This is a genomic window from Nocardioides panacisoli, assembly GCF_039537325.1.
GTDB lineage: Bacteria > Actinomycetota > Actinomycetes > Propionibacteriales > Nocardioidaceae > Nocardioides > Nocardioides panacisoli.
This window is the reverse complement of sequence record NZ_BAABAH010000001.1, coordinates 32,128-51,443: the sequence shown is the minus strand read 5'-3', so window position 1 is coordinate 51,443 and position 19,316 is coordinate 32,128. Positions and strand designations below refer to the sequence as shown.

Sequence of the window (19,316 nt, the reverse complement as noted above, 5' to 3'; positions counted from 1 at the left end):
AGCGGCACCCTTCGACGGTAGGCGCGGGGACGTCAGCCTACGTCGTAGGAGCCGACCAAGCCACGGGCCAGATCTTGTCGCGGCGGACAGGTCTCAGGCCGCCACCCACTCCGTGCTCGTCGTGACGGCGGCCAGCCGGTCGGGCAGCGGCTCGACGCCGAGACCCGGGCCGTCGGGCACCGCGAGGTGGCCGTCGTCGAGCACGAACGGCTCGGTGACGTCCTCCAGGTAGTAGCGGCCCGACGCCGAGGTGTCACCGGGCAGCGTGAAGCCCGGAAGCGCCGCCAGTGCGACGTTGGCCGCCCGGCCGAGGCCGGTCTCGAGCATGCCGCCGCACCACACCGGTACGCCGTTCGCGGCGCACACGTCGTGGATCCGCCGCGCCTCGAGATAGCCGCCGACCCGGCCGGCCTTGATGTTCACGACGCTGCAGGCGCCCAGCCGGATCGCCGCGGCCGCCGCCTGGGCGGAGGTGATCGACTCGTCGAGGCAGATCGGGGTGCTCACCAGCCGGGCGAGCTCCGCGTGCCCGAGGACGTCCTCCTCCTCCAGCGGCTGCTCCATCAGCAGCAGGTCGAACGGGTCGAGCCGGGCCAGGTGGCGCGCGTCGGCGAGCGTGTAGGCGGTGTTGGCGTCGACCTGCAGCAGCACCGCGTCGCCGAACCGCTCGCGGACCGCACGGACCGGCTCGACGTCCCAGCCGGGCTCGATCTTGAGCTTGATCCGCACGTAGCCCTCGTCGAGGTAGCCGGCCACCGCGTCGAGCAGGGCCGGCACGCTGTCCATGATCCCCACCGAGACGCCGCACGGCACCCGGTCGTGGACGGCGCCGAGCTCGCGCGCGAAGGTCCGGCCCTGCGTCCGCAGCTCGGCGTCGAGGACCGCCATCTCCAGCGCCCCCTTCGCCATCCGGTGCCCCTTGATCGGAGCGAGTGCCGGCGCCACCCGCGCGGCATCGAGCGGACCGGCCGCGGCGAGCGTCGGGACGAGGAACCGCCGCAGCACGTCGACCGCGCCGGCGACGTACTCCGAGGAGTAGAGCGGGTCGGCCATGGTGACGCACTCGCCCCAGCCCTCGGCCTGGTCGGTGACGACCCGGAGCAGGAGCAGGTCTCTCGTGGTCTGCGTCCCGAACGACGTGCGGAACGGCGCGACCAGCGGCATCGACACCTGCCGGAGCTCGACTCCCTGGAGCTTCATCGGTTCCTCCTGACGACGTAGAAGCCGGCTCGGTCGAAGCCGGTGATCTCGCCGCCGGCGGCGACGAGCGCGGTGAGCGCGTCCCGGACGGCGGTCCGCCACTGCTGGGCGAGCCGGGGATCGCTCAACCGCAGCGCCGCGATGTCGCTCGGCACCGACACCAGCGAGACCGCGCCGTCGAGCGGACCGCGGACCGGCGATCCGTCGTCGCCGACGCCGAGGGAGACGACGGCCGGGGCACCGGAGGTCGGGCGCGGCGCTGACCCCTCGCAGGCCCGGACGACCGCCGGGTCCCGCAGCCGCCAGCGGACGAGCAGCCGGTCGGAGTCGTCGCCGTCGTTGAAGGCGTCGGCCATCGGGCCGTAGAAGTTGGGGAGGTACTCGACGGCGAGCGCACCCAGCTTGGTCAGGTTGAAGTAGGCGTTGCGGCTCACGAGCGGGTCGAAGGTCCAGACGATGTCGGCGACGCCCCGCTTCAGGGCCCAGGCACGCTGGTGCAGCTTGAGGGCGAACCCGACGTGCCGTCCGGCCGTTCCGGGCACCACCCCGGCGATGTGGCTGTGCAGCGCGTCGTCGGCCGGCGCGTGGAAGAAGCCGACGCAGCCGCCCACGAGGCTCTCGCCGTCGAACGCGCCGCCCACGTAGTTGCCCGCCTTGCCGAACGCCCGGAGCAGCTCGAGGCTCACCGGTGGGTTGCCGGTGCGGCCCCACACGGTGGCGAAGAGCTCGACCACCAGCTGCAGCTCGGCGAGGGTGGCCAGCTCGCGGATCTCCACCCCCGCGGCCGCTGCGGCTGTCGCGGCGACGCGAGCGGCGCGCTCGACGTCCGCGTCCGCGGGTGTGCCGATCCGGCTGAGGTTCTCGGTCATGGTCGTCCCCCCGGTCCGGCCAGCAGGTCGACGACGAGCGCGCGCAGCAGTGCCGTCCGGTCCGGCAGCTCCTCGACCAGGACGTGCTCGTCGTCGGCGTGGGCGCCCCCGCCGACCGCGCCGAGCCCGTCGAGGGTCGGCGTGCCGACACCAGCGGTGAAGTTGCCGTCCGATGCGCCGCCGACCGCTGCCGACGTGGGCTCGGGCAGGTCGAGCCGGTCGGCCGAACGGCACAGCCGCGCGAACAGGTCGGCCGAGGACGCGGCGTCGAGCGGTGGCCGGTTCGGGCCGCCGGTGACCTCGACCAGCGCGCCGTCCAGGACGGGCGCCAGCCCCCGCATCGCCCGGTCGACCCGCGCCTGCTCGGCGGCCGTGCGAACCCGCACGTCGACCGCGCACGCCCCCTCGGCCGGCACGGTGTTGGACGTCGTTCCGGCGCGCGCCGCCGTCGGCGTGACGGTCGTGCCCGCGGCCGGGTCCCCCAGGCGCGCGACGACGAGCGCCTGGTGCGCCAGCTCGAGGGTGGCGTTGACGCCGCGCTCGGGCTCGAGGCCCGCGTGGGCGGCACGGCCCTTGACGGCGACCTCGTAGAGGGAGACGCCCTTCCGCTCGGTCTTGAGCGCGCCGCCGGCGGCGGACGCCTCGAGGACCAGCGCGGCCTCGGCTGCCCGAGCCTCGTCCTCGATCAGCGCTCGCGAGCTCGGCGAGCCCAGCTCCTCGTCGCCGGTGACGAGGACGGTGACCCCGTCGAGGCCCGCCGCCGCGTGGAAGGCCATCGCCAGGCCGGCCTTCATGTCGAAGCACCCGGGCCCCCGGAGCACGCCTCCCTCGACCGTGCACGGATGCGTCGTCAGCGACCCGAGCGGCCACACGGTGTCGTGGTGACCGAGCAGCAGCACCCGGGAGGGGCCGGCGCCGACCCGCCAGCGCAGGTGGGTGCGCCCGTCCAGGACGATCCGCTCGGGCTCGGAGCCGAGCCGCCGGGCGCCGACGGCGGCGACCACGTCCGCCGAGCGCGCGACGGCCGCGAGGTCGGCCGACGGCGACTCGCAGCCGATCATCTCGGTGGCGTCGCGCAGGATCTCGGTGAGGTCCATCAGTCCACCCGGGGCGTCGCACGGGCGCCGAAGTGCAGGTAGCGCTCACCGGTCGGCAGCTCGAAGAACGTCACCGGGAACCAGGTCTCGGCCTCCTCCGGCTTGGTGAGGAACAGCGCCGGGCCATAGGGCACCAGGTCGTGCTCGTCGACGGGGTCCGGGACCATCTCCGCGATGGGTCCGACGATCGTCGTGCGCAGCCGCGGACGGCCCTCCTCGACGTAGACGTCCATCTCGACGCCGGCGCGCTCATAACGACCGACGTACGGCGCGACGGCGGCTTCCGCGTCCTCCAGCGGCGGGTCCGGCGGCGTGAGCGGACGCGGCATGTCGATGCCGGCCAGCTCGGCGAAGACCTCGCGGTAGAGGTCCTCGTAGAGGTCCCGGCTGCCGTCGTTGTTGGTCAGCAGGGTGACCGCGAGCCCGGCGTCGGGCAGGACCCGCAGGAACGCAGCCTGGCCGATCGTGTTGCCGTCGTGGCCGTAGAGGCGGTGGCCGGCCCAGCCGAACCGGATCCACCCCAGGCCCCAGGAGTCGCCGAGGGAGTACTTGTCGGGCAGGTCCGCCTGGTGGGCGGCCATCGCCGCGGCCGACTCCTCGCCGAGCACGCGGGTGCCGTCGGGAGCGACACCGCCGGCGAGGTGGAGCCGCGCGAACGCGAGCACGTCCGCCGCGTTCGCAGTGACCAGGCCGGCGGGGCCGAGCGAGCGCGGCAGCTGCCACACCGGGGCGAGCTGCTTCTGCCCGTCCTGGCTGACGTGGCCGACGGCGGCGGCGTGCAGCAGCGCCTCCTCCGGGAGGGTGATCGTCCGGTCCAGCCCGAGCGGGGTGAACAGCCGCTCGCGCAGCGCCTCGTCCCAGGTCGTACCGGTGAGCTTCTCGATGATCCGGCCGAGGACCGAGAACCCGGCGTTGCAGTAGGACCAGGTCGCGCCGAGCGGGTGGTTCTGGGTCTGCTCGGCCAGCAGCTCGACGTACTTCTCCAGGCAGTCGTCGCCCCGGCCGGTGTCGGTGAACACGTCGCCGTCGATGCCGCTGGTGTGGTTGAGCAGGTGCCGCAGCGTGACGTGCTTGGTCACGTCGGGGTCGGCGAGCCGCAGCTCGGGCAGCACCTCGATCACCGGTGCGTCGAGCTCGACGAGGCCCTCGTCGACCAGCTGCATCACCACGGTGGCCGTCCAGACCTTCGTGATGGAGCCGATCTGGAAGATCGAGTCGGGGGTGACGGGCGCGGCGGTCTCCCGGTTGAGGACGCCGTACGTCGCCACGACGAGCTCGTCGGCGCCATCGGTCTCGTCGGTCCCGTCGGTCTCGTCGGGGTCGTACCGCAGGATCCCGAGCTGGGCGCCGGGGATCCCGTGCTTCTCGGCGAGCCGCGCGAGCCGGTGCTCCCAGTGGCCGAGGTCGATCCGCGGCCGGTGCTGCTGCCGGGCGTGGCGCTCGACCCAGTCGACGACCCGGCGGCCGTAGTCGGTCCGCTGGGACGGCGGCCCGAGGAGCACGAAGCCGTGCGAGGCCTCGGGGTAGAGGACGAGCTCGGTGGGGACGCCGAGCTTGCGCAGGGACGTGTGCCACTGCTGCGCCTGGCCGACGGGGCAGGTGAGGTCGTCCCTGCCGTGCAGCACCAGGGTGGGAGTGGTGACCCGGTGCACGTTCGTGATCGGCGACATCGCGGCGTACCGCCCGGGCTCGTCCCAGGGGGTGCCGCCGAGCTCGACGTCGCCCATGAAGGCGCCGTCGTCGGAGCTGCCCCACATCGAGACCAGGTCGCAGACCACGCCACCGGCCACGCCGGCGCGGAACCGGTCGTCGTGCGCGGTGAGCCAGCAGGTCATGAAGCCGCCGTAGCTGTAGCCGGTGACGGCCAGCCGGTCGGGATCGGCGACACCCTCGGCGACCAGCACGTCGAGCGGCTCGAGGAAGTCGGCGGCGTCGGCGACACCCCACCCGCCGTTGACCCCGTCGAAGAGCTCCTCGCCGTAGCCGTCGCTGCCGCGCGGGTTGACCAGCAGCACCGCCCAGCCACGCGACACCAGGTCCTGGTGGTAGAGGTGCATCTCGTCGGCGGCCGCGTTCCAGGCGTTGTGCGGACCTCCGTGCACGTCGACCAGGAGGGGTCGCGGTCCGCTCCGCTCCGGGTCGCGCACCAACCACGCCTGCACCTCGGTGCCGTCGGAGATGGTGAACGTGCGCTCCTCCCGCGTGTAGAGGCTCAGCTCGGAGCAGGAGGAGCCGTGGTCGGTGAGCACCTTCTCGGCACCGGCGGTGAGGTCCACGGCGACGAGCTCCCCGAAGGAGGTGGACGTCGCGAGCGCCACCACCGCCGATCCGCCGACGACCGAGAGCCCGGACACGACGCGGCCGGCGCCGTCGAGCACCGGCCGGGTGTCGCCCCCTTCGGTGTCGTCGGCGGACCAGAGGTGGGTGCAGCCGCGGTCGCGGATGCAGAACAGGACCCTTCCGTCGGCGTCCTGCTGCGGCAGACCGCCGGGGTAGGCGACCGCGCCCGGCATGACGTTGCGGTCGAGGTGGGCGCTGAGGTCGACCGGCTCCCCGCCGTCGAGAGGCACCCGGAGGAGGTGCTGATGGCCGCGGAGCCCGCCCGGGTGGGCGACGGCGAGGAGGCCGTCGCCGTCGCGGGTGAACGAGACGGTCCAGACGATCCCGGTCCTCGGTCCGACCACGCGGGGTGCGGCCTTGCGGTCGGTTGCGTCGAGCAGGTGCACCGCACTGCGCAGGTCGAGGTCGCTGTCCTCCCCCACCCGACGGGTGAAGGCGAGGGTGCTGCCGTCCGGCGACCACGCCGGGCGGCCCGCGTGCTCGTCACCGTCGGTCAGCTGGTCGCAGTCCCCCGTCGCCAGGTCGAGGAGATGGACCTGGTTGCGCACCGCGCCGAACATCCCGGCGCCGTCGACCTGGTAGTCGACCCGGGTCGCGACCAGCGGCCCACCGCCTCCGGTGGGGTCGACGGGGGCCGAGAAGGCGATCCGGGTGCCGTCAGGGCTCCAGACGGGCTCGCCCGCGCCGAGCGGCAGGTCGGTGAGCCGTCGGGGCTCACCCCCGTCGGCCGGCAGCACGTGGACCTGCCCGTCGCGCAGGAACGCGACGCTGGTGCCGTCCGGGGACCACGCGGGCGCGGTGTCGGCGATGCCCTCGGTCAGCGGGCGCGCGTCGCCACCGGCCGACGACACGGTCCAGAGCCGGTCGACGTACCCGTCCGCGTCGGCGTCGACGGTGCGCAGCGTGTAGACGACGCGGGTGCCGTCGGGCGACAGCGCGGGCTGCGACGGGACCGCGAGCCGCGGGAGGTCGGTCAGGGTCAGGGGTCGCGTCATCGAGGGCTCCTCGGATCGGTACGGCGGCCGGGCACGGCCGCCAGGAGGGTGCGGGTGTAGTCGTCGGCCGGCTCGGCGAGGACCCGGGCCGTGGGGCCCTGCTCGACGATCCGGCCGCGGTGCATGACGGCGACGTGCGAGGCGACGTAGCGCACCACCGCGAGGTTGTGGGAGATGAAGAGGAAGGACAGGCCGAGCTCGGACTGCAGCTCGCGCACGAGGTTCAGCACCGCGCCCTGGATGGAGACGTCGAGGGCCGAGGTGATCTCGTCGGCGACGACGACCGCCGGTCGCGCCGCCAGGGCCCGCGCGAGAGCGACTCGTTGCCGCTGCCCGCCCGAGAGGTCCGCCGGCCGGGTCCCGGCCCGGGAGGCGTCGAGGTGCACCAGCTCGAGGAGCCGCGCGACCTCGCTGCGGCGCTCGGCGCGGCTCGTCCCGCGCGGCAGGGCCTCGGCGATGCTCGCGCCGATGCTCATCCTGGGGTCCAGCGAGGAGTAGGGGTCCTGGAAGACCATCTGCACCGGGCGCCGTCGGCCGCGTACCGGCACGGGCTCCTCACCCAGCATGATCCGGCCGCCGTCGACGGCCACCAGCCCGACCGCGGCCCGCGCCAGCGTCGACTTGCCGGAGCCGGACTCGCCCACCAGGCCGACGACCTCACCGGGCGGGACCACGAGGCTGACGCCGTCGACGGCGAGGTGGTGGCCATAGCGGACGGTCACGTCCTCGAACCGCAGCTCGCTCTGCATCCCGCCCGTCATCGACGTCCCCCCGTCGAGCCCGTCGAGTCGGCGCTAACTTGGTCCTCTTCTCGCCGAGTCGGCTCAAGCTTGAGCCGACTCGGCGCGATCTCAGCAAGTTCCTGCCGGCTCGACGGCTCGCCGGCGTGCCAGCAGGCGACCCGGTGGCCGGTGGCGTCGGCGAGGAGCGGCGGGTCCTCCGCGCGGCAGCGGGCCGACGCGAGCGGGCAGCGGTCGGCGTACGCGCAGCCCGGCGGGACGTCGGCCGGCGCGACGGGCCGGCCGGGGATGACGGCGAGCGGCTGCTCGAGGTCGGTGTCCATGTCGGGCACCGCCGCGATCAGCGCCCGGGCGTAGGGGTGCAGCGCCTCGTCGATCCGGGCGACGGGCAGGTCCTCGACGATCCGGCCGGCGTACATCACCAGGACCCGGTCGCAGACGTCGCGCACCACGCTGACGTCGTGGCTGATCAGCACGAGCGCGACGTCGTCGGCCGCCCGGATGGCGGCCAGCAGGTCGAGGACCTGCTGCTGGACGGTCACGTCCAGCGCGGTCGTGGGCTCGTCCGCGACGATCAGGGCCGGGGAGCCCATCAGGCCCATCGCTATCATCGCCCGCTGGCGCATGCCGCCGGAGAACTCGTGGGGGTACTGGCGCGACCGCTCCTCGGGCTCCGGGATCCGTACGGCGCGCAGCCGGTCGACCGCCCGCTCCCGTGCGGCCCGGCGGTCCAGGCCTTGGTGGTGCCGGGCACCCTCGGCCACCTGGCCGCCGATCCGCCGGGTGGGGTTGAACGAGCTCATCGGGTCCTGGAAGACCATGGCGAGCGAGGTGCCGAGCAGCTGCCGCTGCGCGCGGGTGTCCCGGGCCTGCAGGTCGGCGCCGAGCAGCTCGATCCGCTCCGCCGTCACCCGGCCGGGGTCGTCCACCAGCCGCGAGACCGCGAGGGCGGTGAGCGACTTGCCGGAGCCGGACTCGCCGACGATGCCGACCGCCTCCCCGCGCGCGACCGCGAAGCTGACTCCCCGCACCGGGCGCACCGGCCGGCCGTCGGGGCCGGGGAACGCGACCTCGAGCTCACGGACGTCGAGGACGACGTCGCTCGGCGCCGCGTCACCGTCCCCCTCCTCGGTGTCGGGTACGTCGACCGCTCCGCCCGGGCGCGCGACGGCGACCGGCACCTGGCGGACGACGGTGCTCACCCCGACCAGCTTCGCGACCGACTCGCCGAACAGGTTGAACGCGAGGCCGGCCAGCAGAACGGCGGCGCCGGGCGCGAGCGCCGCGCCGGCGTTGACGTAGAGCGAGCCGACGCCCTCGTAGAGCAGCCGGCCCCAGTCGTAGGCAGGAGCCTGGACGCCCAGCCCGAGGAAGGACAGGCCGGCGAACGCGAGCAGCGCGCCGCCCGCACCGATGGTCGCGTTGACCACCAGCGGCTCGGCGATGTTGGGGAGGACGTGCCGCAGCAGGACCCGGACCCTGCCGACGCCGGCGATGCGTGCCGCCGCGACGTACTCACGCGAGGCCACCCCGGCGACCAGGGTCTGCGCGAGCCGCGCGAAGGTCGGTGCCCCCGCCAGGCCGATCGCCAGCACGGCGCCGGTCGCTCCCACGCCGAAGACCACCGCGAAGAACAGGGCGAGCAGCAGGCCCGGGAAGGCGACCGCGATGTTGACCGCGGCCGAGACCAGCCGGCCGAGGTGCTTGCCGAGCAGGAGCGGCGCCGTGCCCAGGACGAGGCCGACGACCACGCCGATCGCCGTGGACAGCAGCGCCAGCTCGACCGACAGCCGGGTCGCGACCAGCGTCCGGAAGACGATGTCGCGGCCGAGGCTGTCGGTGCCCGCCCAGTGGTCGGCCGAGGGCCCGGCGAGCAGGTGGTCGGTGTCGATCGCCGAGGCCCGGTCCGACCACAGCACGGGCGCGACCACGGCGAGCACCAACACGCCCAGGGAGAGCGCGGCGGTGGTCGCGCCCAGCGGGCTGCGCCAGATCCTCGAGAGGGAAGACACGTCCTAGTCCTCCCGGATCAGCGAGCGCGGGTCGAGGAGGGCCAGCGCCACGTCGACGAGGGTGTTCGTCACGAGCACGGCGACGCCGTACACGAGCACGATGCCCTGGACGACCGGGTAGTCCTTGTTGAGGATCGAGCCCACGATCGTGCTGCCCAGGCCCGGCCAGGCGAACACGTTCTCGACGAGGACGGTGCCGGCGACCATCGCGCCGAGCAGCAGGCCGCCCAGCGTCAGGGCCGCGGTGAGGGCGTTCGGCAGGGCGTGGCCGAGGTAGACGGTCCGGCGCGGCAGCCGCTTGGCGCGCGCGGTGCGGACGAAGTCGGCCTGCAGCACCGAGACCAGCTCGACCCGGATGATCCGGGCGAGGATCACGCCCGGCCCGATCCCGAGCGCGATGACAGGGAGGACGTAGGCCGAGGGCGTGTCGTTGCCGGCGACGGGCAGCCACGCGAGCCGGATGCCGAAGACGTAGACCAGGCCGACGCCGATCATGAAGTCCGGGACGGTGCCGAGGACGACGCTGCTGGTGGTGAACGCCAGCTCGGTACGGCGACCGTGGCCGCGGCGGGTGAGGACGCCGGCTGCCGTGCCGAGCGGGACCGCGATCGCGACCGCGAAGAGGAAGCCGAGGACCGCCAGCCACAGGGTGGCGGGCAGCCGTTGCGCGATCACGTCCGAGACCGGGAGCCGGGACAGCAGCGACTCCCCGAGATCGCCGGTGAGGAAGCCGTGGACGAAGTGGAGGTACTGCTGCCACAGCGGGTCGTCGAGGCCCAGCGACTCGCGCTTGGCCGCCACCAGGTCGGCCGGTGCCGTCGGCCCCAGCGCCGCGCGCACCGGGTCTCCCGGGATCGCGTGCAGCATCAGGAAGGACGCGGTGAGGAGGACCCACATCGAGACCAGCAGCCGTCCGAGGCGTCGTACGCCGAAGCGCACCCAGGGGTGCGGCCGCCGCCCCTCCCGGACCGGGACGGGGACCGCTGGAGTCGCCGCGGTCACGACTACTGGGCGAGCATCCGGATGCTCATCGGCGCCATCTGGCCGGGGTAGTCGAACGACGCGCCCTTCTCGTAGACCTTGCTGGCGTTGTTCGCGAACGGCACGACGTCGGCGTCGTTGAACAGGTTCGACTCGGCGTCGAGCCAGGTGTCGCAGCCGTCCTGACCGGTCATCTCCGTCGCCTGCGCGACGCCGCTGTTGTAGGCGTCGTTGTCGATGCCCGCGAAGTTGGTGCCTCCGTCGGCGACCCCGGGTCCGGAAAGGAACGGCACCAGCTGGTCGGGGCTGTTGACGTTGAGCGCGACCCAGGCGATGTCCCAGTCACCGCTGCCGAACAGGGCCTGCTGGACGGAGGCGGCGCTCTGTGACGTCGCCTTCACCGTGACGCCTGCGTCGGCCCATTCCTGGACCGCGAGCTCGGCCGCGGCGGTCGCGCCTGCGCTCGAGGCGGCGCTGTAGAGCAGGGTGAGGTCGGGCAGGTCGGCCGCCTCGAGGACGCTCTTCGCGGCGGCGGGGTCGCTCTCGGGCAGCGCACCGGAGACCGAGTCCCCGGGACAGGCCACGGGGTCGATGGCGGACAGGGTCGTGGCGGGCCCACCGTTGCCGGAGGTGAGGACCTTCTGCAGCTGCTCCAGGTCGAGGGCCTGGGTGAGGGCCTTGCGGATCTCGGGGTCGCTGGTCGCGTGCCCCTCGTTCTGGTTGTACCACTGCTCGCCCATCAGGGCCGTGATGTCGTAGGCGTCCAGCCCGGCGGCGTCGAGGCGCTTGCGGTCGGGCCCATCGACGATGGCGGCGTTGAGGTCGCCCGACAGGAGCAGGTTGGCGGCGGTGGACTCGTTCTGGACGATCTTCACCACGATGGTGTCGGGCAGGCCCTTGGTGTCGGTCGATGCCCCGTCGGGGCCCCAGGTGTAGCCGTCGCGGATCTGATAGGTGTACTGGTCGTCCGGCGCGAGGTCGGTGAGCTCGTAGGGGCCGGTGCCGTCCGTGCCGTCGGCGAGCGTGTCCCGGTCGGCCAGGCCCTTCGCGCACACGATCGGCAGGTTGGCGAGACCCTGCAGCACGAACGGCGCGGGCGCGGCGAGCGTGATGGTGAGCGTCCCGGCGTCGTCGTCGGCCTCGGCCTTCGCTCCCGGCGGCAGGAAGGCGCCCAGGAAGGGGCTCTTGTTCTTGGGGTCGGCGACGAAGTTGATGTTGTCGGCCACGTCGGTGGCGGTCAGCGCCGAGCCGTCGGAGCAGGTGATGCCGTCCGCCAGCGTGAACGAGGCCGTCTTGCCGTCGACCTTCCAGTCGGTGGCGAGCCCGGACTGGATCGAGCCGTCGTCCGCGTCCATGTTGAGCAGGTGGTCGTAGGACAGCTGGCTGATGCTGAAGAGCGCCGTCGACACCGACATCTGCGGGTCGAGGTTGCCCGGGTCGGCGGTGAAGGCCATCGTGAATGTGCCGCCGTCGACGACCTCCCCCTTGTCGCCGCTGCTCGAGCCGTTGCCGCCGCCGCACCCGGCGAGGGCGGCCGCGGCGACGCAGAGTCCCAGCGTGATCGTCGTGAGCTGCTTCATGCGATTCCTGTCTCGAGGCTTCGGGGGAGCTGTGGCGCGGGTCAGACGCGGCGGACCGCGCGACCGATGTGGAGGTACTGCGCGTGCCCGTCGCCGTCGTCGCCGAGGAACACGTGCGGGATGTGCATGCCCTGGATGGGCTCCAGGTTGATCAGGCTGTCGCCCTCGAAGTGGACGAGCTCGCGCCGCTCCGCCTCGGCGCCGAGCTCCTCGGCGAGCTCGCTCTTCGGGACCTGGTCGGCCCAGATCCGGCCGTCCTCGTCCTGGCTGACCGTGAGGTCGACGTTCTGCGTGGAGTAGGTCCCCTCGAACCGGCTCGCGTCGATCCGCTCGGGCTCGGCGGGCGGCGCCGGCAGGGCCGGCATGCGGACGTCGGTGAGCTCGGCGAGCACGCTGCCGGCCACGTCGTGGTAGAGCTCGATCGCGTCGCCGCCGTTGGTGAGCAGGGCCACCGCGACGCCGGTGCCCGGCACGAACCGCAGGTAGGCGTTCTGCCCGATCGTGTTGCCGTCGTGGCCGGCGAGCACACCCTCCTCGAGGTCGTAGCGCTCGAAGCCCAGCCCCCAGGAGGTTCCCAGCACCCCGAGGTAGGGCAGCTCGACCTGCGCCTCGAGCATCCGCGCGGCGGTGCCGGGCGCGAGCACCTGGGTACCGTCCTGGGCCTTGCCGTCCTCGAGGTGCATCCGCGCGAACGTGATGAGGTCGCGTGCGGTCATCGACAGCAGCGATCCTGCGGGCGCGTTCGACCGGACCATCCCCCAGATGGGCGCGGGCTCGTAGCGGCCGCCGGGCTCGTGCTGGACGTGTCCCATCGCGGCGCGGAACATGATCGCCTCGTACGGCGTCGGAGCCGCGTGGGTCAGCGCGAGCGGGGTGAAGATGTGGTCGCGGAGGCACTCGTCGTAGGACTTGCCGCGCAGCACCTCGACCATCCGGCCGAGCAGGCTGTAGCCGGCGTTGTTGTAGGACCACAGCTCGCCGGGAAGGAACAGCTGCGGCACGTCATGAAGGACGCCGACGAACTTCTCGATGCAGTCGTCCCCCACGCCGGTGTCGGTGAAGATGTCGCCCTCGAACCCCGCGGTGTGGGTGAGCAGCATCCGGGTGGTGATCCGGGCGGCTGCGTCCTCGTCACCGATCCGAAAGTCCGGCAGGTAGGTGCGGAACGGGACGTCGAGGTCGACCTCGCCCTCGTCGACCAGCTGCATCACCAGCGTCGCGGTCCAGAGCTTGGTGATCGACCCGATCTGGAAGACGGAGTCGGTCGTCGCCTCCACGCCGGTGCCCCGGTGGAGCACGCCGGCGGCCCCCTCGACCACCTCGCCGTCCTTGAGGACCGCCCACGCCGCAGCGGGGACGTCGTACTTCTCGAGGAGTGCCGGGAGCTCTGCCCGGAGCCGGTTCTGGGTGTCGGTGAGAGTGCCCACGCCCCCGACGCTAGGTGTGGGCCGCACCACCGTGTTCGTCGCTCACGACAAGTCCGCCCGCACCAAGTCGTCTGGCCCGACGAATGCTGGCTGCCCGTGGCGCATCGTGCACCTGCGTGCCAGAGTGACGGCATGGTCGACGACGACATCTTCGCGCGGATCCACGGCCTCATCGAAGAGGAGCACCGGCTCCGCGACGGAGAGGCGACCGACCTCGACCGGCTGCGTCAGGTCGAGGAGCAGCTCGACCAGTGCTGGGACCTGCTGCGCCAGCGCCGGGCCAAGCGCGAGTTCGACCGGCCCGCGTCGGAGGCCGAGGTCCGATCGGTCGACACGGTGGAGCACTACCGCGGTTGACCGACGAGGGCCCGCGTGTTGCTTCTTCCGCCCCGAGAGCGCACACTGACCCTGGCGTCGATCGGACGCCGGACGGCCCCGGACCCTGACCGTCGCACTCGGCGAAGCCAGCTGGCGACGCAGGTGACATGGCGGGGCTCTCTTCTTCTCGGATCTCGCCCGTCCACCGACGTTCCCCGCTGCACCTGACGCTTCGCCTTGCACACCGAATGCCAGGGAGCAGAGCTGTGGTGAGGCGCCCGATCCACCCCGACCTGCGACCTGGCGCGGTTCCCCTCGAGCGTCTCCGGGTCGGCGACAACGGCATACACGCCACCGGGGATCGCTACCCCACCGAGGGTGGAGGATGGCGAGACCTCTCGGGCCTCGTCATGAATCGCGCCCGCACCGAGGCTGCGGCAGTGACGGCTCTCGGTCGCCGTGGCCTCGGTGCGCCTTCCCTCCCGCACGGCGGCGCCTGACTCTGTCCCTGCACCACAATGGCGACGTGAGCGACGTGCGACCGATCCGGACCTGGCTGACCGACATGGACGGGGTCCTGGTGCGCGAGGAGGACCCGATCGCCGGCGCGACGGAGTTCATCGCCGCGCTGCAGGAGGCGGCGGTGCCGTTCCTGGTGCTGACCAACAACTCGATCTACACGCCGCGGGACCTGCGGGTGCGACTGCTGCGCAGCGGCATCGACGTGCCGGAGGAGTCGATCTGGACCTCGGCGCTCGCGACCGCCCAGTTCCTCTCCGACCAGCGTCCGGGCGGGTCGGCGTACGTCGTCGGCGAGGCGGGGCTGACCACCGCGCTGCACGACGTCGGGTACGTGATGACCGAGCACGCCCCGGACTACGTCGTCCTCGGCGAGACCCGGACCTACTCGTTCGAGTCGATCACCCGGGCGATCAGGCTGATCAACGACGGCGCCCGCTTCATCGCCACCAACCCGGACCCCAGCGGCCCCAGCCCGCAGGGCATGCTGCCGGCCACCGGCTCCGTCGCCGCCCTGATCAGTACGGCGACCGGGCGCTCGCCGTACTTCATCGGCAAGCCGAACCCGCTGATGATGCGCAGCGCGCTGAACCGGCTCGAGGCGCACTCGGAGACCACGGTGATGATCGGCGACCGGATGGAGACCGACATCATCAGCGGTCTGGAGGCCGGCATGCGGACGATCCTCGTCTCGACGGGCTCGACCCATCCCGACCACGTCGAGCGGTTCCCCTACCGGCCGACCATGGTGGTCAACTCCATCGCGGACGTGGTGCCGATGGTGCATGTCGGAGGCGACGCCTAGCCTCCGAGCCATGCACAGCGAAGGCACGTTCACGGTCACCTCGTTCGTTGCCACCGACGTGGCGCCCGAGCCGGCGATCGCGACCGGCCTGCCCGTCGGCCTCGCCAGGATGGAGAAGCGCTTCGACGGCGGCGTCACCGGGCGGGCCGCGACCTTGTTCACCGCCGCTTTCGACCAGGCCACCGGCGTCGGCACCTACCTGGCGATGGAGTCCTTCGAGGGCGCGCTCGACGGGCGGGCCGGCGCCTTCAACTTCGCGCACTCCGCGACCACGACCGGATCCGACCGGATCGACCCGTTCTTCACGATCGTGCCGGCGAGCGGGACCGGCGACCTGAGCGGGATCACCGGCTCGGGTGGCCTGGTGGTCGAGGACGACGGCACCCACCGCATCTGGTTCGACTACGAGCTGACGACATAGGCGGGCTGCGGCGACCGCTGGGCGCGGGCCGCGGAACGCCGTCCGCTCTCGCCGCGGGCCATGCCCAGCGCCGGCAGCATCGCGGCGGCCACGACGAGGAAGGCCGCGCTGAAGCCCGTCGCGGTGACCAGCACGCCGACCGCGAGCGCGCCGGCGCCCATGCCGAGGTCGTAGGCGCCGTTCCAGATCGCGCTCACCGTGCCGTACTCGGCCGCGGGGACCCGGGCGTACATGAGCGCGAGCGTCGCGTTCTGCAGCACGCCGAACCCGGCGCCGAACAGCAGGGCGCCGCCGACGACGACAGGTCCGGAGGCCGTGAGAGCCATCGCCGCCATCCCGACCAGGGACATCAGCACGCCGGGCACCAGCAGCCTGGTCTGGCCGCGGCGGTCGCCCAGACGCCCGGAGCACCAGCGACCGGCCGTCGATGTGGCCGGCTGTGCCAGCAGCGCGGCGGGCGCCACCCAGGCGGCGTGGTCGCCGACCGCGAGCGGCAGGTAGGTCACCACGACCCCGGCGGCGGCGGCGGTGCTGGCGAAGATCGCGGCCGGCCGCACCAGCGCCGCGTTCCGCAGCCCGGCGACCAGGCCGTGCGACGGCTCGGAGCCGCCGTCGCGGGCCGGCAGGGCGGGCACGGTCGCGACGGCCACCAGCGGGACCACCGCGGTGAGCACCAGCACCACGCCGTAGCCCCAGTGCGCCGCGGCCCAGGTCCCGAACGGCAGGGCGAGCAGCGTCGGCACGCCGCCGACCAGGCCGACCAGCGCCAGCCCCTCGCCGCGGCGGTCGGCCGGGAGGAGCGCCGCGGTCAGGGCGCCGCCCGCCACCACCGACAGCGCGAAGCCGATCCCCCGCACCGCGTTGACCGCGACGATCGCGACGACGTACGAGCCCGCGGGCGTGAGCAGGACCAGGGCGGGGAGGCCGAGCAGCACCAGCCCGACGGCGAGCACCCAGCGGCAGCCGAGCCGCGCGAGCAGCCGAGGCGTCACCAGCTCGCCGGCGACGGTGAAGACCAGCAGGGCGCCGTTGGCCAGGCCCGCGGCCGCCGCCGTCCCGTGGTCCGCGGCGAGCATCGGGAGGGCCGCGAGCGGCAGGTAGAAGCCGATCGCGCCGGCGACGACGGAGACGAGGCGGAGGACGAGGGCCCGGGTCAGCAGCGGTGTCATGCCGAGAACGCTAGGCCGCACGCGGACTGCTGCTAAGGTCCATTTGCATGGCCGCCGAGTGGTCCACTTTCGCGCCGGAGCTGCTGCTCACGCTGGACCGCGAGAGTGCGGCGCCGCTGCGTGCCCAGCTCGAGGACCAGCTGCGCGACGCCGTACGGCGCGGGCGGCTCGCGACCGACGAGCGACTCCCGTCCTCGCGCACCCTGGCCGCCGACCTCGGGCTGTCGCGGGGGCTGGTCCAGGAGTGCTACGAGCAGCTCGTCGCCGAGGGCTACCTGGTCAGCCGGCGCGGCTCGGGCACGAGGGTGGCGCCGGTGCACGCCCCGGCTGCGGACGAGCCGCCGCGGCCGTCGGCTGCTCCCGCCCCGCCGCTGGTCGCCGACTTCGTCCCCGGGGTGCCCGACCTCGGTCTCGCGCCGCGGGAGGACTGGGCGTGGGCGGTGCGGACCGCCTGCCGCACCGCGCCGAACACGGCGTTCGACTACGGCGACCCGTGCGGCGACCCGGGTCTGCGCGAGGTGCTGGCGGCCTACCTGCGCCGCGTGCGGGCAGCCGACGCCGTCGCGTCGCGGGTCGTGGTGTGCGCGGGCTACCAGCAGGGGCTGTCGATCGTGCTGCGCGCGCTCGCCGCCGAGGGCCGCTCGCTCGTCGCGGTCGAGGACCCCGGGTCGATCGGGACCGTCACCGCCGCCGCGCGGGCGGCCGGCGGGGACGGCGTGCCGGTGCCGGTCGACGAGCAGGGGATCGACGTCGACGCCCTGGACCGGAGCGGCGCGCGGGTCGCGGTCGTCGCCCCCGCTCACCAGTGGCCGACGGGCGTCGTGCTGTCGCCGGAACGCCGGCACCGGCTGCTCGCGTGGGCTCGGGCACGCGACGCGCTCGTCGTCGAGGACGACTACGACGCCGAGTTCCGCTACGACCGCGAGCCGATCGGGTCGCTGCAGGGGCTCGCTCCCGACCGGGTCGTGTCGATCGGCACGGTCAGCAAGTCGCTCGCTCCGGCGCTGCGGCTCGGCTGGACGCTGGTCCCCGAGTCCCTGGTCGGACCGGTCGCCGCGATCAAGCAGGTCGTGGACCGTGGGGTCCCGACGCTGGACCAGCTGGCGTTGGGGGCCTTGATCGAGTCGGGCCGCTACGACCGGCACCTGCGCCGGATGCGGTCGACGTACTCCCAGCGCCGGGAGGCGCTCGTCGCCGCGCTCGCCGAGCACGCGCCCGACCGGACGATCACCGGCCTCGCCGCCGGCTTCCACGCGGTCACCGACCTTCCGGCCGGTGTGGAGGAGGAGGACGTGGTCGAGCGGGCGCTCGAGCTGCGGGTGCGGCTCTACGGGATGGGGCGCTACCGCTCGACCCTCGCCGGGACGCCGCCGCGCCTGGTCTTCGGCTTCGGCAACACCGGCGTGCGCGCCGTCGAGGAAGGCATCGCAACCGTCGCGCCGCTGCTGCGGTGACCGGCGTCAGCCCCGGTAGGGAGGGGCGACGCCCCAACCCCACCGCGGGACGGGCGCGTGCTCGACGGGGGTGGCGCCGACCTGTGAATTCTCGGCCGCCAGGCGCGTCCCCCATTCGAGGTAGCCGATGATCGCCGCCCGGAACTCCGGGTCCGCCGGCAGCTCCGCGTCGTCGGCGGCCAAGCTCATGAACGCGGCGAAGCGGTGCCGCTGGGCCGGCGTGATCGCGAGGTCGCGGTGGTGGCCGAGCATCGCCTCGTAGCCGCCGTGCCGCTCGGTGTAGGTCACCGGTCCGCCGAGCACCTCCGCCCACCAGTCGGTCACATGCGCCCGATGGCGCTCGGACACGCCCCCGGGGAAGAAGACCGACAGTGCCTCGTCGGCCTCGACGCGGTCGTAGAAGGCATCGATCATCCGGCGCAGCGGCTCGGTGCCGCCGGCCCACTCGTACAGCGTCGGCAGGCCGGGTTCGTGGACACCGCTCATGGGACCACCCGACCGCATCCGGCGGCCCGGCGCATCCCATTTCGGCAAGTCTGCCTGGCGAGACGCCACCCGCGGGCCCGTGGTCGCCTCCCCGCGATGGGTTGGCTACAGAAACAAAAGGAAGCCGCTGCGTAGAGCGGCTTCCTGAGCGGTGGAGCTGAGGGGATTCGAACCCCTGACCTTCTCGACGAGTAGGACCCGAATTTCGACCTCGGACCAACTCGCCGAAACTAGCCTTCACAACGGCCGGCTGGCGTCAGACCCCAGAACTGATGGGGGTTTCCGCGTTCAACAGTACGCGACATCGGCCCCGAACGTCGATCGGTCTCGCATGGCCTCGGAGAGGCTGAAGTGCCGAGTTTATGCCGACATAGCAGGGTTGACCGCCGACCCGGCAGCAGCGCGATGCGCAGGATTCGCGCCCGACACACTGCGGCGGCTCTTCCAGTCACTCTCGCGGTTGAACGAGGCCCGGTGCCCGCTGCAGCGCCGCACATGAAGGGGCGCCAGTTCGCCGCGTTCGGGGCGGGCCGAACCGCCCGCCGAGGAGCGAGCAGTGCGGACTCGGCGAGGCTGCCGGCGGCTGTGCCGTAGACCTCGTCGCCGCGAGCGAACCGGGGGACGTTGTCGCCTACCGTCTCGACCAGCGTGCGAACACCTTGCCAGGGACCGGCTGTCGGGGGCCGCGGAGTGCGGTGCCGAGGACGCATGACCAGCGACACGCCGGTCATCAGGTGACGCGTGGCGGGGTCGATGCTGGCCGTCCGCACCCGGACCAGCACCGCGCCGTTGCCGGGGCGGGTATGGGGATCTCGCCGAAGGAGAGGCCTCCAGACCGCCCTACTGCTTCTGCAGGAGCGCCTTCATCGTGACCACCTGGCTTCGGTGGTCATCGTGCCCCGA

General features: G+C 73.2%; 15 protein-coding genes. 4 read left to right on the top strand and 11 right to left on the bottom strand.

The annotated features are described in order from the left end of the window. Nucleotides 1–93: 93 nt before the first annotated feature. Genes menC through ABD709_RS00145 form a run of 9 tightly spaced genes read right to left on the bottom strand, consistent with a single transcriptional unit; the run spans nucleotide 94 to nucleotide 13,241 of the window. The gene (menC, locus tag ABD709_RS00185; RefSeq protein WP_344771739.1) at nucleotides 94–1,200 is read right to left on the bottom strand and encodes an o-succinylbenzoate synthase; all 1,107 of its coding nucleotides are present in this window, start codon (nucleotides 1,198–1,200) and stop codon (nucleotides 94–96) included. Then, the gene (locus tag ABD709_RS00180; RefSeq protein ID WP_344771738.1) at nucleotides 1,197–2,069 is read right to left on the bottom strand and encodes a GNAT family N-acetyltransferase; all 873 of its coding nucleotides are present in this window, start codon (nucleotides 2,067–2,069) and stop codon (nucleotides 1,197–1,199) included. The genes menC and ABD709_RS00180 overlap by 4 nt, the downstream gene beginning before the upstream one ends. Then, nucleotides 2,066–3,166, bottom strand: coding sequence for a M20/M25/M40 family metallo-hydrolase (locus tag ABD709_RS00175; RefSeq protein ID WP_344771737.1), 1,101 nt, complete (start codon nucleotides 3,164–3,166; stop codon nucleotides 2,066–2,068). The genes ABD709_RS00180 and ABD709_RS00175 overlap by 4 nt, the downstream gene beginning before the upstream one ends. Next, nucleotides 3,166–6,501 carry a serine hydrolase gene (locus ABD709_RS00170; protein WP_344771736.1) on the bottom strand — a complete coding sequence of 1,112 codons (3,336 nt, stop codon included), beginning with the start codon at nucleotides 6,499–6,501 and terminating at the stop codon, nucleotides 3,166–3,168. Before ABD709_RS00170 ends, ABD709_RS00175 begins: the two co-directional genes overlap by 1 nt. Next, complete coding sequence (locus tag ABD709_RS00165) at nucleotides 6,498–7,262, bottom strand: ABC transporter ATP-binding protein (protein WP_344771735.1); 765 nt, start codon at nucleotides 7,260–7,262, stop codon at nucleotides 6,498–6,500. Before ABD709_RS00165 ends, ABD709_RS00170 begins: the two co-directional genes overlap by 4 nt. Continuing rightward, nucleotides 7,259–9,253: a dipeptide/oligopeptide/nickel ABC transporter permease/ATP-binding protein gene (locus ABD709_RS00160; protein WP_344771733.1), complete on the bottom strand. Its 1,995-nt coding sequence runs from the start codon at nucleotides 9,251–9,253 to the stop codon at nucleotides 7,259–7,261. The genes ABD709_RS00165 and ABD709_RS00160 overlap by 4 nt, the downstream gene beginning before the upstream one ends. Before the next feature lie 3 nt (nucleotides 9,254–9,256). Continuing rightward, a complete protein-coding gene (locus tag ABD709_RS00155; protein WP_344771732.1) occupies nucleotides 9,257–10,255 on the bottom strand; it encodes an ABC transporter permease in 999 nt (332 codons plus the stop codon). Nucleotides 10,256–10,257: 2 nt separating this feature from the next. Further along, complete coding sequence (locus ABD709_RS00150) at nucleotides 10,258–11,814, bottom strand: ABC transporter substrate-binding protein (protein WP_344771731.1); 1,557 nt, start codon at nucleotides 11,812–11,814, stop codon at nucleotides 10,258–10,260. 41 nt (nucleotides 11,815–11,855) lie between these two features. Beyond that, complete coding sequence (locus ABD709_RS00145; RefSeq protein WP_344771730.1) at nucleotides 11,856–13,241, bottom strand: serine hydrolase domain-containing protein; 1,386 nt, start codon at nucleotides 13,239–13,241, stop codon at nucleotides 11,856–11,858. Between the two features lie 132 nt (nucleotides 13,242–13,373). Here ABD709_RS00145 and ABD709_RS00140 point away from each other — a divergent pair, with 132 nt between their 5' ends. From ABD709_RS00140 to ABD709_RS00130, 3 genes are all read left to right on the top strand, one after another. Further along, on the top strand, nucleotides 13,374–13,598 hold the full coding sequence (locus tag ABD709_RS00140) for a DUF2630 family protein (RefSeq protein WP_344771729.1): 225 nt from the start codon (nucleotides 13,374–13,376) through the stop codon (nucleotides 13,596–13,598). Nucleotides 13,599–14,085: 487 nt separating this feature from the next. Then, nucleotides 14,086–14,883, top strand: coding sequence for an HAD-IIA family hydrolase (locus ABD709_RS00135; protein WP_344771728.1), 798 nt, complete (start codon nucleotides 14,086–14,088; stop codon nucleotides 14,881–14,883). A 10-nt stretch (nucleotides 14,884–14,893) separates the two neighbouring features. After that, the gene (locus tag ABD709_RS00130) at nucleotides 14,894–15,304 is read left to right on the top strand and encodes a DUF3224 domain-containing protein (protein WP_344771727.1); all 411 of its coding nucleotides are present in this window, start codon (nucleotides 14,894–14,896) and stop codon (nucleotides 15,302–15,304) included. Here ABD709_RS00130 and ABD709_RS00125 read toward each other — a convergent pair. After that, entirely contained in the window at nucleotides 15,286–16,473 is a 1,188-nt protein-coding gene (locus tag ABD709_RS00125) for an MFS transporter (protein WP_344771726.1), read from the bottom strand. The genes ABD709_RS00130 and ABD709_RS00125 overlap by 19 nt on opposite strands. A gap of 47 nt (nucleotides 16,474–16,520) precedes the next feature. Here ABD709_RS00125 and pdxR point away from each other — a divergent pair, with 47 nt between their 5' ends. After that, nucleotides 16,521–17,927: a MocR-like pyridoxine biosynthesis transcription factor PdxR gene (pdxR, locus tag ABD709_RS00120; RefSeq protein ID WP_344771725.1), complete on the top strand. Its 1,407-nt coding sequence runs from the start codon at nucleotides 16,521–16,523 to the stop codon at nucleotides 17,925–17,927. A 6-nt stretch (nucleotides 17,928–17,933) separates the two neighbouring features. Here the strand turns inward: pdxR and ABD709_RS00115 are convergent, their stop codons facing one another. After that, a complete protein-coding gene (locus ABD709_RS00115) occupies nucleotides 17,934–18,413 on the bottom strand; it encodes a group II truncated hemoglobin (protein ID WP_344771724.1) in 480 nt (159 codons plus the stop codon). Nucleotides 18,414–19,316: the final 903 nt, after the last annotated feature.

Coding starts and splice junctions, on each gene's coding strand:
- ABD709_RS00140 (WP_344771729.1), top strand. CDS start 13,374: ATGGTCGACGACGACATCTTCGCGCGGATCCACGGCCTCATCGAAGAG.
- ABD709_RS00175 (WP_344771737.1), bottom strand. CDS start 3,166: ATGGACCTCACCGAGATCCTGCGCGACGCCACCGAGATGATCGGCTGC.
- ABD709_RS00180 (WP_344771738.1), bottom strand. CDS start 2,069: ATGACCGAGAACCTCAGCCGGATCGGCACACCCGCGGACGCGGACGTC.
- menC (WP_344771739.1), bottom strand. CDS start 1,200: ATGAAGCTCCAGGGAGTCGAGCTCCGGCAGGTGTCGATGCCGCTGGTC.
- ABD709_RS00165 (WP_344771735.1), bottom strand. CDS start 7,262: ATGACGGGCGGGATGCAGAGCGAGCTGCGGTTCGAGGACGTGACCGTC.
- ABD709_RS00170 (WP_344771736.1), bottom strand. CDS start 6,501: ATGACGCGACCCCTGACCCTGACCGACCTCCCGCGGCTCGCGGTCCCG.
- ABD709_RS00125 (WP_344771726.1), bottom strand. CDS start 16,473: ATGACACCGCTGCTGACCCGGGCCCTCGTCCTCCGCCTCGTCTCCGTC.
- ABD709_RS00150 (WP_344771731.1), bottom strand. CDS start 11,814: ATGAAGCAGCTCACGACGATCACGCTGGGACTCTGCGTCGCCGCGGCC.
- pdxR (WP_344771725.1), top strand. CDS start 16,521: ATGGCCGCCGAGTGGTCCACTTTCGCGCCGGAGCTGCTGCTCACGCTG.
- ABD709_RS00130 (WP_344771727.1), top strand. CDS start 14,894: ATGCACAGCGAAGGCACGTTCACGGTCACCTCGTTCGTTGCCACCGAC.
- ABD709_RS00115 (WP_344771724.1), bottom strand. CDS start 18,413: ATGAGCGGTGTCCACGAACCCGGCCTGCCGACGCTGTACGAGTGGGCC.